13 protein-coding genes are annotated in these 15,671 nt (G+C 60.5%); 12 read left to right on the forward strand and 1 reads right to left on the reverse strand.

Translation table 11 applies throughout. The features are described 5' to 3' along the window. The first annotated feature begins 12 nt into the window (after positions 1–12). The 12 genes from AC1DIH_RS24705 (at position 13) to AC1DIH_RS24760 (ending at position 14,010) form a co-directional block, all read left to right on the forward strand. Positions 13–381 (forward strand): DUF6124 family protein, encoded by a 369-nt coding sequence (locus AC1DIH_RS24705; protein ID WP_477773628.1) that lies wholly within the window; start codon positions 13–15, stop codon positions 379–381. 237 nt (positions 382–618) lie between these two features. Then, complete coding sequence (locus AC1DIH_RS24710) at positions 619–2,241, forward strand: methyl-accepting chemotaxis protein (RefSeq protein ID WP_477773629.1); 1,623 nt, start codon at positions 619–621, stop codon at positions 2,239–2,241. After that, the gene (locus tag AC1DIH_RS24715; protein ID WP_477773630.1) at positions 2,241–2,777 is read left to right on the forward strand and encodes a chemotaxis protein CheW; all 537 of its coding nucleotides are present in this window, start codon (positions 2,241–2,243) and stop codon (positions 2,775–2,777) included. The genes AC1DIH_RS24710 and AC1DIH_RS24715 overlap by 1 nt, the downstream gene beginning before the upstream one ends. After that, positions 2,774–4,051: a CheR family methyltransferase gene (locus AC1DIH_RS24720; protein ID WP_477773631.1), complete on the forward strand. Its 1,278-nt coding sequence runs from the start codon at positions 2,774–2,776 to the stop codon at positions 4,049–4,051. Before AC1DIH_RS24715 ends, AC1DIH_RS24720 begins: the two co-directional genes overlap by 4 nt. Continuing rightward, positions 4,048–4,731 (forward strand): chemotaxis protein CheW, encoded by a 684-nt coding sequence (locus tag AC1DIH_RS24725; RefSeq protein ID WP_477773632.1) that lies wholly within the window; start codon positions 4,048–4,050, stop codon positions 4,729–4,731. The genes AC1DIH_RS24720 and AC1DIH_RS24725 overlap by 4 nt, the downstream gene beginning before the upstream one ends. Continuing rightward, positions 4,728–7,019, forward strand: coding sequence for a response regulator (locus tag AC1DIH_RS24730; protein WP_477773633.1), 2,292 nt, complete (start codon positions 4,728–4,730; stop codon positions 7,017–7,019). The genes AC1DIH_RS24725 and AC1DIH_RS24730 overlap by 4 nt, the downstream gene beginning before the upstream one ends. Next, positions 7,016–8,026 carry a chemotaxis-specific protein-glutamate methyltransferase CheB gene (gene cheB, locus AC1DIH_RS24735; protein ID WP_477773634.1) on the forward strand — a complete coding sequence of 337 codons (1,011 nt, stop codon included), beginning with the start codon at positions 7,016–7,018 and terminating at the stop codon, positions 8,024–8,026. The genes AC1DIH_RS24730 and cheB overlap by 4 nt, the downstream gene beginning before the upstream one ends. Positions 8,027–8,068: 42 nt before the next feature. Then, positions 8,069–9,070 (forward strand): response regulator, encoded by a 1,002-nt coding sequence (locus AC1DIH_RS24740; protein ID WP_216744758.1) that lies wholly within the window; start codon positions 8,069–8,071, stop codon positions 9,068–9,070. A 106-nt stretch (positions 9,071–9,176) separates the two neighbouring features. Beyond that, positions 9,177–10,272, forward strand: a protein-coding gene (prfB, locus tag AC1DIH_RS24745) for a peptide chain release factor 2 (RefSeq protein ID WP_102667242.1) whose coding sequence is annotated in 2 segments (ribosomal slippage) — positions 9,177–9,248 and positions 9,250–10,272 — 1,095 coding nt in all. Because the reading frame shifts where the segments join, the coding sequence is not laid out codon by codon here. A gap of 71 nt (positions 10,273–10,343) precedes the next feature. Then, the gene (lysS, locus tag AC1DIH_RS24750) at positions 10,344–11,846 is read left to right on the forward strand and encodes a lysine--tRNA ligase (RefSeq protein ID WP_477773635.1); all 1,503 of its coding nucleotides are present in this window, start codon (positions 10,344–10,346) and stop codon (positions 11,844–11,846) included. 114 nt (positions 11,847–11,960) lie between these two features. Next, on the forward strand, positions 11,961–12,665 hold the full coding sequence (locus tag AC1DIH_RS24755; RefSeq protein WP_103319614.1) for a TetR/AcrR family transcriptional regulator: 705 nt from the start codon (positions 11,961–11,963) through the stop codon (positions 12,663–12,665). 67 nt (positions 12,666–12,732) lie between these two features. Further along, positions 12,733–14,010 carry a flavohemoglobin expression-modulating QEGLA motif protein gene (locus tag AC1DIH_RS24760; RefSeq protein WP_019692051.1) on the forward strand — a complete coding sequence of 426 codons (1,278 nt, stop codon included), beginning with the start codon at positions 12,733–12,735 and terminating at the stop codon, positions 14,008–14,010. A 74-nt stretch (positions 14,011–14,084) separates the two neighbouring features. Here the strand turns inward: AC1DIH_RS24760 and glpD are convergent, their stop codons facing one another. After that, on the reverse strand, positions 14,085–15,623 hold the full coding sequence (gene glpD, locus AC1DIH_RS24765) for a glycerol-3-phosphate dehydrogenase (RefSeq protein ID WP_477773636.1): 1,539 nt from the start codon (positions 15,621–15,623) through the stop codon (positions 14,085–14,087). Positions 15,624–15,671: the final 48 nt, after the last annotated feature.

Below are 15,671 nucleotides of genomic sequence, written 5' to 3' on the forward strand. Positions count from 1 at the left end.
AGGAGCATCAGCATGTTCAAAGCCACGCCCAATCCACCCGAAACCGATCCGGTTTCTCCCTACGCCTCCCTCGATTCAAAAGAACTCCACGCCGCCGCGCACCGTGCGCTCGACCATTACCTGGTATTGCCCGAGACCAAGCAGTTGTTGGCCGACCGACGCCCCGGCTGCATTTTCGTCATTGCCCCCGACGTCGACAGCGAAACCCTGCTGGCCCACGCCTGCGAAACCCTCGCCTCGGTGAATGTCATGGCCAGCGATCTGGCGTTTGAGCTTGAAGGCCCCAAACGCAATACCGCGCTGGCGATTCAGCAGATGATTTCCCTGGCCGAGTTGGCGGTGAATCGGGCGCTGGATAACTTCGATCAGCCAGAGACTTAGCAGCACCACGGTGTGGCGAGGGAGCTTGCTCCCGCTGGGCTGCGTAGCAGCCCCAAAACCGGCGAATGAGATCCATCTGAAGAATTGTCATTGCCAATATTGGGAGCGCTACGCGCTCCAGCGGGAGCAAGCTCCCTCGCCACACGTGTTTCGTTGCTACTTGAGATGCACCGCTTATAAAACGCAACGAGCCCTCGGCTATACTCCCCTCCATTTGAACCGCCCCGAGGACTGACTGTGAAGAACTGGACGTTGCGCCAACGCATTTTGGCGAGCTTTGCGGTAATTATCGCCATCATGCTGCTGATGGTCATGGTCTCGTTCTTCAATCTGCTGAAGATTGAGTCCAGCGAGGAAACGGTCCAGTCGGATGCCGTTCCGGGGCTGTATTACAGCTCGATGATTCGCGGCGCCTGGGTCGACACTTACGTCTTGACCCAACGGATCGTTGGCCTCTCGGAACATCGCGACATGAGTGCCGCTGACCTGGAGCTGTACAAAGGCGCCGAGGCGCACCTGAAAGACGAGATGGTCAATTATCGGAAGACGATCTTCACCACTGAGGATCGGGTCGATTTCGAAGCGTTCGAGACTCGTTATCAAACGTACAACCAAGCGTTGGCTAAAGTCGTCGGCCTGTATCAGCAAAAACAATACGAACAGGCTCGCCTGGCGCTGGAGCAGGAGTTGACGCCTGCGTGGGTCGATGGCCGCAAGCAGTTGAATGTTGTGATTGATAGCAATCGTGACCAGGCCGCTGTCGCCACCGAGGCCATCCGCCAAGCGGTCACTGCGGCAAAAGTCAGCATGGGTGTGTCTTTGCTGGTGGCGGTCATCGCCGCTGGCCTCTGTGGCCTGCTGTTGATGCGCGCGATCATGGCGCCGATGAACCGCATCGTGCAGATCCTCGACATCATGCGCACCGGCGATCTCAGCAGCCGTTTGAACCTGGATCGCAAAGACGAATTCGGCGCGGTGGAAACCGGCTTCAACGACATGATGACCGAGTTGACCTCGCTGGTGTCCCAGGCGCAGCGCTCCTCGGTACAGGTCACCACCTCGGTGACCGAAATCGCCGCCACCTCCAAACAGCAGCAGGCGACTGCCACTGAAACCGCGGCCACCACCACCGAAATCGGCGCCACCTCGCGCGAAATTGCTGCCACCTCGCGGGACCTGGTGCGGACCATGACTGAGGTTTCCACCGCCGCCGATCAGGCCTCGGTGCTGGCCGGTTCCGGTCAGCAGGGCCTGGCGCGGATGGAAGAGACCATGCACTCGGTGATGGGCGCAGCCGATCTGGTCAATGCCAAACTGGCGATCCTCAACGAGAAGGCCGGCAACATCAATCAGGTGGTGGTGACCATCGTCAAGGTCGCGGACCAGACCAACCTGCTGTCGCTGAACGCCGCCATCGAGGCCGAGAAGGCCGGTGAATACGGTCGCGGTTTTGCCGTGGTCGCCACCGAAGTTCGACGTCTGGCAGACCAGACCGCCGTCGCCACCTACGACATCGAGCAGATGGTTCGCGAGATCCAGTCTGCGGTGTCGGCCGGCGTCATGGGCATGGACAAGTTCTCTGAAGAAGTGCGCCGTGGCATGTCCGAAGTGCAGCAGGTCGGTGAGCAGCTGTCGCAGATTATCCACCAGGTTCAGGCGCTGGCGCCGCGGGTGTTGATGGTCAACGAGGGCATGCAGGCCCAGGCCACGGGCGCTGAACAGATCAACCACGCGCTGGTGCAGTTGGGCGATGCCAGCAGCCAGACGGTCGAGTCCTTGCGTCAGGCCAGTTCCGCCATCGACGAGCTGAGCCAGGTTGCCGTTGGGCTGCGCAGCGGCGTCTCGCGATTTAAAGTCTGATGAGCGAACTCGTGGCGAAACGCGGCGCAGGCATGGCGCCCAGGCAGTCATTGTTTCTGGTGTTTCGTATCGGTGACGAGCGTTATGCATTGCAAGCCATTGAAGTGGCCGAAGTGCTGCCGCGCCTGCCGCTCAAACCGATTGCCGGGACGCCTTCATGGGTCGCGGGGGTGTTTGCCTATCGCGGCGCGGTGGTGCCGGTAATCGATGTCGGCGAGCTGGCATTCGGTCAGCCGGCCCAGGCGCGCACCAGCACCCGATTGGTGCTGGTGCAATATCAGCCGGATGACGCCACGCCCGGGCAATTGCTCGGGCTGATTCTCGAGCAGGCCACCGACACCCTGCGTTGCAACCCGTCGGACTTCCAGCCTTATGGCCTGGATAACCGCCAGGCACCGTATTTGGGGCCGGTGCGTGAAGACGCGCAAGGCCTGCTGCAATGGGTTCGTGTCGCAGACTTGCTGGATGCCCAGGTGCGGGCGCTGCTGTTCCCGTCGCCGCCGCTGGACCTGGCGATGCTTGAGGAGCGCCCATGAGCAGCGATCAGCGCTTTTTCGACTTCCTCAAAGAACGTATCGGCCTGGACGTGAACTCGGTTGGCCCGGCGATCATCGAGCGGGCCGTGCGCCAGCGCATAACCGCGCAGCAGGTGAAAACGGCCGATGAGTACTGGCTGCGGCTGCAAGTCTCGGCAGACGAACAACAGGCACTGATCGAAGCCGTGATCGTCCCGGAAACCTGGTTTTTCCGTTACCCGGAATCCTTTGCCACGCTGGCCAGGCTGGCGCTCAAGCGCCTGGCGGAGATCAAGGGGATGCGCGCGCTGCGGATTCTCAGCCTGCCGTGCTCGACTGGCGAAGAACCGTATTCGATTGCCATGGCGTTATTTGATGGCGGGCTTGCGCCGCACCAGTTCAAGGTCGACGGGATGGACGTCAGCCCGCTGTCGGTCGAACGGGCCAAGCATGCGCTGTACGGCAAGAACTCCTTTCGTGGGCAGCAAACCGATTTCCGCGAGCGCTACTTCAGCACCGAAGACGATGGCTATCGCGTCAGCGAGCGGGTTCGCGAACAGGTGCGTTTGCAGGTGGGCAACCTGCTGGACCCGACCTTGCTGGCCAATGAGCTGGCCTATGACTTCGTGTTTTGTCGCAACCTGCTGATCTATTTCGATCAGCCCACCCAGCAACAGGTTCTCCAGGTGCTCAAGCGCCTGACTCACATAGACGGCGTGCTGTTTATCGGCCCGGCCGAAGGCAGTTTACTGGGCCGCCTGGGGATGCGTTCGATCGGTATCCCACAATCCTTCGCTTTCAGCCGTCACAGCGAGCCTGAACCCGCACCGCCCCCCGTGTTTATTGCACCGCCGTTGCCGGTGAGTTTGCCGCTGCGCAGCGTTCCAGCACCGCCGGTGCGCAACCGACCTTTTGCCGCCGTTGCACCTGTGCAGCGTGCGAACCTGGAGAAAACACCGAATACCGATGCGGCCGCGCTGCTGGCAAGCATTGCAACCCTGGCCAACGAAGGTAAAAGCCTCGAAGCGCGGGCCGCCTGCGAGGAGTACCTGCGCCACCATGAGCCGGTGGCGCAGGTGTTTTACTGGCTGGGGTTGCTCAGTGATGTCGCCGGCAACGTGCCGGAGGCCCAGGGTTTTTATCGCAAGGCGCTGTATTTGCAACCGCAGCATCCCGAAGCACTGATGCACCTGTCGGTGTTGTTGGCGTCCCAGGGGGATGCATCCGGCGCCCGTCGATTGCAGGAACGCGCCGCTCGCAATGAGCGCACCGCTGACAGTGAGCGTAAACGATGACCGGTTCTGTTTCGCTGAACGTAACCCATGAAGATGCCCAAGCTATCGACGACTGCTGGAACCGTATCGGTGTCCACGGCGACAAGTCCTGTCCGCTGCTGATCGAACACATTCACTGTCGCAATTGCGCGGTGTATTCCGCCGCGGCGACGCGTTTGCTGGATCGCTATGCCTTGCAACAGGACGACTGCGCGCAAACATCCATTGCCGTTGAAACGGATGTGGTCACGCGCTCGCTGTTGATGTTCCGCCTCGGCGAAGAATGGCTCGCCCTGGCCACCCGCAGCCTGGTGGAAGTGGCGCCGATGCAGGCGATTCATTCGCTGCCGCATCAGCGTTCACGAGCGTTGCTGGGGGTGGCGAATGTGCGTGGCGCGCTGGTGGCGTGCCTGTCGCTGGTGGAATTGCTCGGGCTGGACGCGACCACCGGTGTCGCCTCTGGTGTGCGGGTCATGCCGCGCATGTTGATCATTGCTGCTCACGGCGGCCCGGTGGTGGTGCCGGTGGACGAGGTGGACGGGATTCACGCCATTGATGAGCGGATTCTCGATGCCGCGTCCCGGTCAGGCGAGCAGGCCAGCGCCAAATACACCCGTGGCGTCCTGCAATTCAGAGGTCGCAGCCTGCGCTGGCTGGATGAAGAGCAGGTGTTGTCCGCCGTGACCCGGAGCCTGACATGACCCCCGATCAAATGCGCGACGCGTCACTGCTGGAACTCTTCAGTCTTGAAGCCGAGGCCCAGACCCAGGTGCTCAGCGCCGGGTTGCTGGCGTTGGAACGTGACCCGACCCAGGCCGATCAGCTGGAAGCCTGCATGCGCGCCGCGCATTCGCTCAAGGGCGCGGCGCGGATCGTCGGTGTGGATGCCGGGGTCAGCGTTTCCCATGTGATGGAAGATTGCCTGGTCAGCGCGCAGGAAGGTCGACTTTTTCTGCGCCCCGACCACATTGATGCGCTGCTGCAGGGCACGGACTTGCTGATGCGCATCGCCACGCCAGGCAGTGCCAACGTGGCACCGGGCGACATCGAAGCCTACGTGGTGCTGATGGGGCGTCTGCTCGATCCCCTGGCGCTTGCAGCACCAGCCGTAGCGCCGCCCTTATTGCCGCCCGAGCCAGCGGCAGCGCAAGTCGAGCCACCGGACCTGGTGTCGGAACTCGAGTCGTCGCTGGCGGCCTCGGTCGAGGCGTCGCGTAAAGCCAAGCGCGTCACCGAAGGCGGCGAGCGGGTGTTGCGGGTAACTGCCGAGCGCTTGAACAGCCTGCTCGATCTGTCGAGCAAATCGCTGGTGGAAACCCTGCGTCTCAAGCCTTACCTGGCGACGATGCAGCGTCTCAAACGCACGCAGAGCAACAGTCTGCGCGCCCTGGAAAACCTCAACGTTCACCTCAAGGGGCAAGACCTGAGCCTTGAGGCCCTGGAGGCGCTTGGTGATGCGCGGCGACTGTTGGCCGAATCGCAACAATTGCTGGCTGAGAAAACCGCTGAGCTTGATGAATTTGCCTGGCAGGCGAGTCAACGTGCTCAGGTGCTGTATGACACGGCGCTGCCCTGTCGCATGCGACCGTTTGCCGATGTGCTGACCGGGCAGGCGCGGATGGTTCGTGATCTGGGGCGTAGCCTGGGCAAACAGGTGCGGCTGGAAATCGAGGGTGAAAAGACCCAGGTCGACCGCGACGTGCTGGAGAAACTCGAAGCGCCGCTGACCCATTTGTTGCGCAATGCCGTGGATCACGGCATCGAAACGCCCGAGCAACGCCTGCTGGCCGGCAAGCCTGCCGAAGGGCTGATTCGCTTGCGCGCGTCCAACCAGGCCGGGCTGCTGTTGCTGGAATTGAGCGACGATGGCCATGGCGTGGACCTGGAACAAGTGCGCGCCAGTATCGTCGAGCGTCAACTGTCACCGGCCGAGACCGCGGCGCAGCTCAGCGAAGAAGAGCTGCTGACATTCCTCTTCCTGCCGGGCTTTAGCCTGCGCGACAAGGTTACCGAGGTGTCCGGTCGTGGCGTAGGCCTGGATGCGGTCCAGCACATGGTCCGCCAGTTACGCGGCGCCGTGGTGCTGGAGCAGAAGGCCGGCGAGGGCAGTCGCTTCCAGCTTGAGGTGCCGTTGACGTTGTCGGTGGTGCGCAGTTTGGTGGTGGAAGTGGGCGAGGAGGCGTATGCCTTTCCACTGGCGCACATCGAGCGCATGTGCGATTTGGCGTCGGACGAAATCGTCCAGATTGAAGGCCGTCAGCACTTCTGGCACGAAGGTCGACACGTTGGCCTCGTCGCGGCCAGCCAGTTGCTCAACCGCCCGGCGAGTCAGAACAGCCCGGTGACCCTTAAAGTCGTGGTCATCCGTGACCGCGACACGGTGTACGGTGTGGCCGTCGAGCGTTTTATCGGCGAGCGTACGTTGGTGGTACTGCCGCTGGATGAGCGGCTGGGCAAGGTTCAGGACATTTCTGCCGGCGCCTTGCTCGATGACGGGTCGGTGGTGTTGATCGTCGACGTCGAAGACCTGCTCCGCTCGGTGGACAAACTGCTCAATACCGGTCGCCTGGAGCGGATCGCCCGGCACAGCCAACAAACCGCCATCGTTGCGCGCAAACGTATTCTGGTGGTCGATGACTCGCTGACGGTGCGTGAGTTGCAACGCAAGCTGCTGCTCAATCGGGGTTATGACGTGGCCGTTGCGGTTGACGGCATGGACGGCTGGAACGCGCTGCGTGCCGAAGATTTCGATCTGCTGATTACCGACATTGATATGCCGCGCATGGACGGGATCGAGCTGGTCTCGTTGTTGCGACGTGACAATCGGCTGCAATCGCTGCCGGTGATGGTGGTGTCCTACAAGGATCGCGAAGAAGACCGTCGTCGTGGACTGGACGCTGGAGCCGACTACTATCTAGCCAAGGCCAGCTTTCATGATGATGCGCTGCTCGATGCAGTGGTTGAGCTCATAGGAGGAGCGCGAGCATGAAGATCGCTATCGTCAACGATATGCCCATGGCCGTGGAGGCCCTGCGTCGAGCCTTGGCATTCGAGCCGGCGCACGAGGTGGTCTGGGTCGCCCGCAATGGCGCCGAGGCGGTGCAACGTTGCGCCGAGTTCACCCCGGACCTGATCCTGATGGACCTGATCATGCCGGTCATGGATGGCGTCGAAGCAACACGCCGGATCATGGCCGAGACCCCATGCGCTATCGTCATTGTCACGGTGGACCGGCAGCAGAATGTCCATCGCGTGTTCGAGGCCATGGGCCACGGCGCGCTGGATGTGGTCGATACCCCGGCCCTCGGCGCGGGCGATCCGAAAGAAGCCGCAGCGCCACTGCTGCGCAAGATCATGAACATCGGCTGGCTGATCGACGAGCGCGGTAACCGCGTGCAATCAGCACCAACCCATCCGCGCATCTCCGGACACCGCCAGAGCCTGGTGGCGATCGGTTCTTCTGCCGGTGGGCCGGCGGCGCTGGAAGTCTTGCTCAAGGGCCTGCCTCGCGATTTTGCGCCGGCCATCGTGCTGGTCCAGCACGTTGACCAGGTGTTTGCGGCCGGCATGGCTGAATGGCTCGGCAGCGCCAGCGGTCTGGACGTGCGCCTGGCTCAGGAAGGCGAGCCGCCACAAAGCGGGACGGTGTTGCTGGCGGGCACCAATCACCACATTCGTTTGTTGAAGAACGGTACGCTGGCCTACACCGCCGAGCCGGTCAACGAGATCTATCGACCCTCGATCGACGTTTTCTTTGAAAGCGTGGCCACTTACTGGAACGGAGATGCAGTGGGTGTGCTGCTGACCGGCATGGGGCGCGATGGCGCCCAGGGACTTAAATCGATGCGCCAGCAAGGTTACCTGACCATTGCTCAGGATCAGCGCAGCAGTGCGGTATATGGCATGCCGAAAGCAGCCGCCGCCATCGACGCCGCTGTAGAAATTCACCCGTTGGACAAGATAGCGCCACGATTGCTGGAGATCTTTGCAAAATGACTCATCATTGCAGCTGTACTTGCCTTATTCAGGTGCCCGCACATGGATGATTTACAGCTCGACGCCTTTAAGACCGATGAAAACGCCGCGATGGTGCTGCTGGTCGACGACCAGGCGATGATCGGCGAAGCCGTGCGCCGCGGGCTGGCGAACGAGGAGAACATCGACTTCCATTTCTGCGCCGATCCGCACCAGGCCATCGCCCAGGCGATTCGCATCAAGCCGACGGTGATCCTGCAGGACCTGGTCATGCCCGGTCTGGACGGCCTGTCGCTGGTGCGCGAATACCGCAATCACCCGGCGACCAAGGACATTCCGATCATTGTGCTGTCGACCAAGGAAGACCCGCTGATCAAGAGCGCGGCGTTTGCTGCGGGGGCCAACGATTACCTGGTCAAGCTGCCGGACAACATCGAACTGGTCGCGCGCATTCGTTATCACTCGCGCTCCTACATGACCCTGATCCAGCGCGACGCGGCCTACCGGGCGCTGCGGGTCAGTCAACAGCAGTTGCTCGACACCAACCTGGTGCTGCAACGACTGATGAACTCCGACGGCCTGACCGGCCTGTCGAATCGCCGCCATTTCGATGAATACCTCGAGCTGGAATGGCGCCGGGCCATGCGTGACCAGGCGCAACTGTCGTTGTTGATGATCGATGTCGACCACTTCAAGTTGTACAACGACAACTTCGGCCATCTGGAGGGCGACGAAGCCCTGCGCAAAGTCGCCACGGCGATCCGCGATGCCAGCAGCCGGCCATCCGATCTGCCGGCGCGCTATGGCGGCGAAGAGTTCGTCCTGGTATTGCCCAATACCTCGCCGGGCGGGGCGCGGCTGGTCGCGGAAAAGCTCCGGCAGACCGTGGCCGGAATGAACATCCCGCATGTTGTTCCGGCCGAAGGTGCGAGCCTGACCATCAGCATTGGCCTCTCGACCATCACCCCGCAGCCGGGCAGTGATTACCGTCAATTGATCTCGGCGGCGGACAAGGGGTTGTATCTGGCGAAGAACAATGGGCGCAATCAGGTCGGCATCGAATGAACCAGCACGTTCATTCGCCGTTAAAGCCGCCAGGCGGGCTGCCGTGACAGCGTGATTACGTTATACTCGCCGGCTTTCAAAAGTTCGCCAACGAGTGCTGCCCGCCATGGAAATCAACCCGATCCTTAACAGCATCAAGGACCTGTCCGAGCGCTCCGAAACTATTCGGGGGTATCTTTGACTACGATCAAAAGCATGAGCGTCTGACCGAAGTCAATCGCGAGCTTGAAGATCCGAATGTCTGGAACAACCCGTCGTACGCTCAGGAACTGGGCCGCGAGCGGTCCCTGCTGGCGCAGATCGTCGAAACCCTCGACCAGATGCACAGCGGCCTTGCCGATGCCAAAGACCTGCTGTTGATGTCCGCAGAGGAAGAAGACCAGGCCGCTGTCGATGACGTCGCTGCCGAAGTCGAGCGTCTGCGCGAGGCCCTGGAAAAACTCGAATTCCGTCGCATGTTCAGCGGTGAGATGGACGCCAACAACGCCTACCTGGACATCCAGGCCGGCTCCGGCGGTACCGAAGCCCAGGACTGGGCCAACATCCTGCTGCGCATGTACCTGCGCTGGGCGGACAAACGCGGTTTCGACGCGACCATCATGGAGCTCTCCGCCGGTGAAGTCGCCGGGATCAAGGGCGCAACCGTGCACATCAAGGGTGAATACGCCTTTGGCTGGCTGCGGACCGAGATCGGCGTGCACCGTCTGGTGCGCAAGAGCCCGTATGACTCCGGTAACCGTCGTCACACCTCGTTCTCGGCCGTGTTCGTGTCGCCGGAAATCGATGACAACATCGAAATCGACATCAACCCGTCGGACCTGCGCATCGACACCTACCGCTCCTCGGGTGCCGGTGGTCAACACGTAAACACCACCGACTCGGCCGTACGTATCACCCACGTACCGACCAACACCGTGGTCAGCTGCCAGAACGAACGTTCCCAGCACGCCAACAAAGACACCGCGATGAAAATGTTGCGGGCGCGCTTGTACGAGCAGGAAGTGCAGAAACGCAATGCTGCCTCTCAAGCCCTGGAAGACACCAAGTCGGATATCGGCTGGGGTCACCAGATTCGCTCGTATGTGCTCGACCAGTCGCGAATCAAGGATTTGCGTACTAACGTCGAACGCAGCGACTGCGACAAGGTGCTCGACGGCGACATCGACGAATACCTGGTGGCGAGCCTGAAGCAAGGCTTGTAATCCGCCAGTCAAGACCTTAAGTCCCCTGCCATCGGTGGGGGCAACGAACCTGTGATGGAATTTTTAAAGACATGAGCGACCTAGAACTCGATTCGCAAGCCCTGCAACAGGAAGAAAACTCCCTGATCGCCCTGCGCAAGGAAAAGCTTGCTGCCGAGCGCGCCAAGGGCCAGGCCTTCCCCAACGACTTCCGCCGCGACGCCTACTGCGAAGACTTGCAGAAACAGTACGCCGACAAGACCAAGGAAGAGCTGGCAGAGGCTGCGATTCCGGTCAAGGTTGCCGGTCGTCTCATGCTCAACCGTGGCTCGTTCATGGTGATCCAGGACATGTCCGGACGCATTCAGGTTTACGTCAACCGTAAAACCCTGTCCGAAGAAACCCTGGCTGCCGTGAAAACCTGGGACCTGGGCGACATCATCGCCGCCGAAGGCACCCTGGCCCGTTCCGGCAAGGGCGACCTGTACGTTGAAATGACCAACGTGCGTCTGCTGACCAAATCCCTGCGCCCGTTGCCGGACAAGCACCATGGCCTGTCCGACACCGAACAGCGCTACCGCCAGCGTTACGTTGACCTGATCGTCAACGAAGACGTGCGCCAGACCTTCCGCGTGCGTTCGCAAGTGATTGCGCACATTCGCAGCTTCCTGATGAAGCGCGACTTCCTGGAAGTCGAAACGCCGATGCTGCAAACCATCCCTGGCGGTGCGGCGGCGAAGCCGTTCGAGACTCACCACAATGCGCTGGATATGCAGATGTTCTTGCGTATCGCGCCGGAGCTGTACCTCAAGCGTCTGGTGGTAGGTGGTTTCGAGAAAGTGTTCGAGATCAACCGCAACTTCCGTAACGAAGGTGTTTCGACTCGTCACAACCCTGAATTCACCATGCTGGAGTTCTACCAGGCCCACGCCGACTACGAAGACAACATGGACCTGACCGAAGAACTGTTCCGCGAACTGGCGCAGCTGGTTCTGGGCAGCACCGACGTGCCTTACGGCGACAAGGTGTTCCACTTCGGCGAACCGTTCGTGCGTCTCTCGGTGTTCGACTCGATCCTCAAGTACAACCCTGAGCTGACCGCTGACGACCTGACTGACATCGACAAGGCTCGCGCCATCGCCAAGAAGGCCGGCGCCAAGGTGTTGGGCTTCGAAGGTCTGGGCAAGCTGCAGGTAATGATTTTCGAAGAGCTGGTCGAGCACAAGCTGGAGCAGCCGCACTTCATCACCCAGTACCCGTTCGAAGTGTCGCCGCTGGCCCGCCGCAACGACGAGAACCCGAACGTCACCGACCGTTTCGAGCTGTTCATCGGTGGCCGCGAAATCGCCAACGCCTACTCCGAGTTGAACGACGCGGAAGACCAGGCCGAGCGCTTCATGGCCCAGGTGGCCGACAAGGACGCCGGCGACGATGAAGCCATGCACTACGACGCCGACTTCGTTCGTGCGCTGGAGTACGGCATGCCGCCGACCGCGGGTGAAGGGATCGGTATCGACCGACTGGTGATGTTGCTGACCAACTCACCGTCGATTCGCGATGTGATCCTGTTCCCGCACATGCGGCCGCAAGCGTAAATGTTTCAATTAAAAAGCCGCCTATAACAGGCGGCTTTTTATTGCCTGTCTGGTACAAACGTATCAATTGGTTACTTTTGACGTTAGAGAGGAATATCTGTCGTGAATCGTGCATTGGCTCAAGAAGGAGCAGCTGGCATTGCCACTGCAGTTGCTGAAAGCGTTCAGTATCAGGGACGGAAAGCCAGCCGACAGGGCAGTGAGCAGCGTCGACAGGAAATTCTCGATGCAGCGATGCGTATCGTCGTACGCGACGGTGTTCGTGCGGTACGTCACCGCGCCGTGGCCGCCGAAGCGGGTGTGCCGCTGTCGGCGACCACTTACTATTTCAAGGATATCGATGACCTGCTCACCGATACCTTCGCTCAATACGTTGAACGTAGCGCCGCCTACATGGCCAGGTTGTGGGCCAATAACGAAGGCTTGTTGCGCGAGATGGTCATCAGCGGCGACGGCAGCCCCGAGTGCCGCTCACAGTTGGCTGACGACATCGCACGGCTGATGGCGGACTACGTTCACCGGCAATTGATCAACCGCCGCGAGCACCTGATGGCCGAGCAGGCTTTCCGCCAGGAAGCGTTGCTCAACCCGCGCCTGGCGCTGCTGGTGCGCTCGCATCAGCAAATTCTCTTGCAGGGCACTTGCCAGCTTTTCCAGGTATTGGGTTCGCGAGAGCCGCAGCAGGATGCCAAAGTGTTGACGGCGATTATCGGCCGGATGGAATATCAGGGCCTGCTCAACGACGCAGAGCCTGAGGCCGAACAAGAGATGCTCGGCATTCTGACGCGATACATGCACCTGGTGCTGGCATCGGTGTAACGATCGGCACTATCCCTGTGGGAGCGGGCTTGCTCCCACATTGAACGGCTTTAAACAGGAGTTCCGGGTGGACGAATACCAGCAGACGATACGCACCTTGTCCGATCGCATAGTGCTGGCGCAGACGCCGATTCGGGTACTCGATGCGGTCAAGTGGGATGACAACATCCGCAAGGGTTTCCTCAAGGCCAAAGGCAAGGAAATGCCGGCGGTGGACCGCGATTACTACCTCAATCGGCCACTGTCCTTTGACTCCAGCAAAGTGAAACTGGAATTTCAGAACATCGAGCGCGACATCACCCGTCAGCTCGGTCAGTTCAACCCGGTCGGGCAGATCATGCGCCGCATGTGCAAGGAATACCGCATGGTGGTGCGGATGCTCGAAGCGCGTGGCACCGAAGATTTCGGGTTGATCTCCCAGGAGCTTTACGGCGCCGCGTCCGATGCGTTCCACGCCGGCGACCCGACCCTGGCCGACCTTGGCCTGATGATGTCCGACTACCTGAACAACATCGATGGCCGGGGCGACCTCAAGGACGAGCCGAAGATTCTCACCGCCAAAGAGGCCGTGCACCTGCTGCAAACCCGTTTGAACAAGGTCTTTGGCGAAGCCGAGGAAACCATTCGGGTGTTCGAGTCCGACGGTATTGTCGCGGATGCGGCGGCCGGTGCCGACTACATCAAGATCCGCGCTGACGCGATGTTCAACGAACGTGACGTGCGCGCCCTGGAAGTCCATGAAGGGCTGGTGCATGTTGGCACCACCCTTAACGGTCTGAACCAGCCGATCTGCACCTTCCTCTCCAAAGGTCCACCGTCGTCGACTGTGACCCAGGAGGGACTGGCGATCCTGATGGAAATCATCACCTTTGCGTCCTACCCGAGTCGCTTGCGCAAACTGACCAATCGTACCCGGGCGATTCACATGGCCGAGGAGGGCGCGGACTTCTTGCAGATCTTCGAGTTCTTCCGCGCTCAAGGCTTCGAGATGGCTGAAAGCTATAGCAATGCCAGCCGGGTTTTCCGTGGTTCGATACCCAATGGCCTGCCATTCACCAAGGACTTGTCCTACCTCAAGGGCTTTATCATGGTTTACAACTACATTCAGTTGGCCGTGCGTAAAGGCAAGCTTGAGCAGATCCCCTTGCTGTTTTGCGGCAAGACCACCCTGGAAGACATGCGAACCCTGCGTCAGTTGGTGGATGAAGGGCTGGTGGAACCACCCAAGTACCTGCCGGACCAGTTCCGTGACATGAACGCCTTGTCGGCCTGGATGTGTTTCTCCAACTTCCTCAACCACCTGAGCCTGGACCGGATCGAAGCGGATTATTCGAACATTTTGTAATGCCGGCGAAAGATCTTCTAAAAAAAGCCCCTGAATCGTGAGATTCAGGGGCTTTTGTTTAGCCGGATTACCGATCAGGCCGCTTCGATCTTGCTGCGGTTCTGCTTGAGCTTGTTCAGGTACAGCTGGACGTTCTCTTGCTCTGCCTGGGTGGTGAACAAACCCAGTTTGCTGCGACGCCAGAGAATGTCGTGAGCGCTGGTGGCCCATTCTTCGCTGCACAGGTAATCGACTTCGCGGGTGTAGAGACCGCCACCGAGGTGTTCGCCCATGTCCTTCAGGCTCTGTACACCTTCAAGCAGGCGCCAGGTGCGGCTGCCATAGGTGGTGGCCCAGCGTCGGGCAATTTCCGTCGGCAGCCAGTCGAACTTGTCGCGAATCAACGCGCTCAAGGCCTGTGGCGTGGTCATGTCTTCGCCGCCTGGCAGGGTCGCTTGCGCGGTCCAGCTCGGCTTCATGTCCTTGAAGTACGGTGCCAGCTGCGCCATGGCCGACTCGGCCAGTTTGCGGTAGGTGGTCAGCTTGCCACCGAATACCGACAGCAGCGGAGCTTCTTCTGCGCTCCCAGACAGCGCCAGGGTGTAATCGCGGGTCACGGCCGAAGGATTATCGGATTCGTCGTTGCACAGCGGACGAACGCCGGAATAGGTATGCAGGATGTCGCTTCGGCTGATTTGTTTCTTGAAGTGCGCGTTGACCACTTTCAGCAGGTAATCGGTCTCGCCTTCGGTGATGGCGACTTTCGCGGGATCGCCGGTGTACTCGCGGTCCGTGGTGCCAATCAGGGTGAATTGATTGAGGTATGGGATGGTGAACACGATGCGCTGGTCTTCGTTCTGCAAGATATGCGCGTGTTCGCCTTCGTACAGCTTCGGCACGATCAGGTGGCTGCCCTGAATCAGACGGATGCCGTAAGGCGATTCCATCTTCAGGTCATCACGGATGAACTTGGCGACCCATGGGCCAGCGGCGTTCACCAGCGCCTTGGCGCGGATCGAGAACAGGCGGCCATCGGCACGTTCCAGATTCAGTTCCCACAGGCCTTTGCTGCGACGGGCGCTGACACAGCGGGTCTGGGTGTGAACGTGGGCGCCTTTTTCGCGGGCGGCCATGGCATTGAGCACCACCAGGCGGGCATCGTCGACCCAGCAATCGGAGTATTCGAAGCCTTTGGTGATTTCGCTTTTCAGTGCGCTGTCGGMACCGAACTTCAGGCTTTTGGAGCCGGCGAGTTTTTCCCGCTTGCCGAGGTGGTCATAGAGGAACAGGCCTGCGCGGATCATCCACGCCGGGCGCAGGTGCGGACGGTGCGGCAACACGAAGCGCATTGGCTTGACGATGTGCGGGGCCTTGGCCAGCAGCACTTCACGCTCGGCCAGGGCTTCACGCACGAGGCGGAATTCGTAGTGTTCGAGGTAGCGCAGGCCGCCGTGGATCAGCTTGCTGCTGGCGGACGAGGTATGACTGGCCAGATCGTCCTTTTCGCAAAGGAACACCGAAAGACCGCGACCGGCGGCATCCGCTGCAATCCCCACACCGTTAATCCCACCACCAATGACGGCGATATCGTAGACCTCGGCAAGAGGGGGCGTAGGCAAGGTTGAAGTGGGCATCGGCTGGCCTCGGGGTACTTTCGATATTTGAATTCGAACATTTATGTT

The organism is Pseudomonas sp. 05N36 (genome assembly GCF_056397385.1).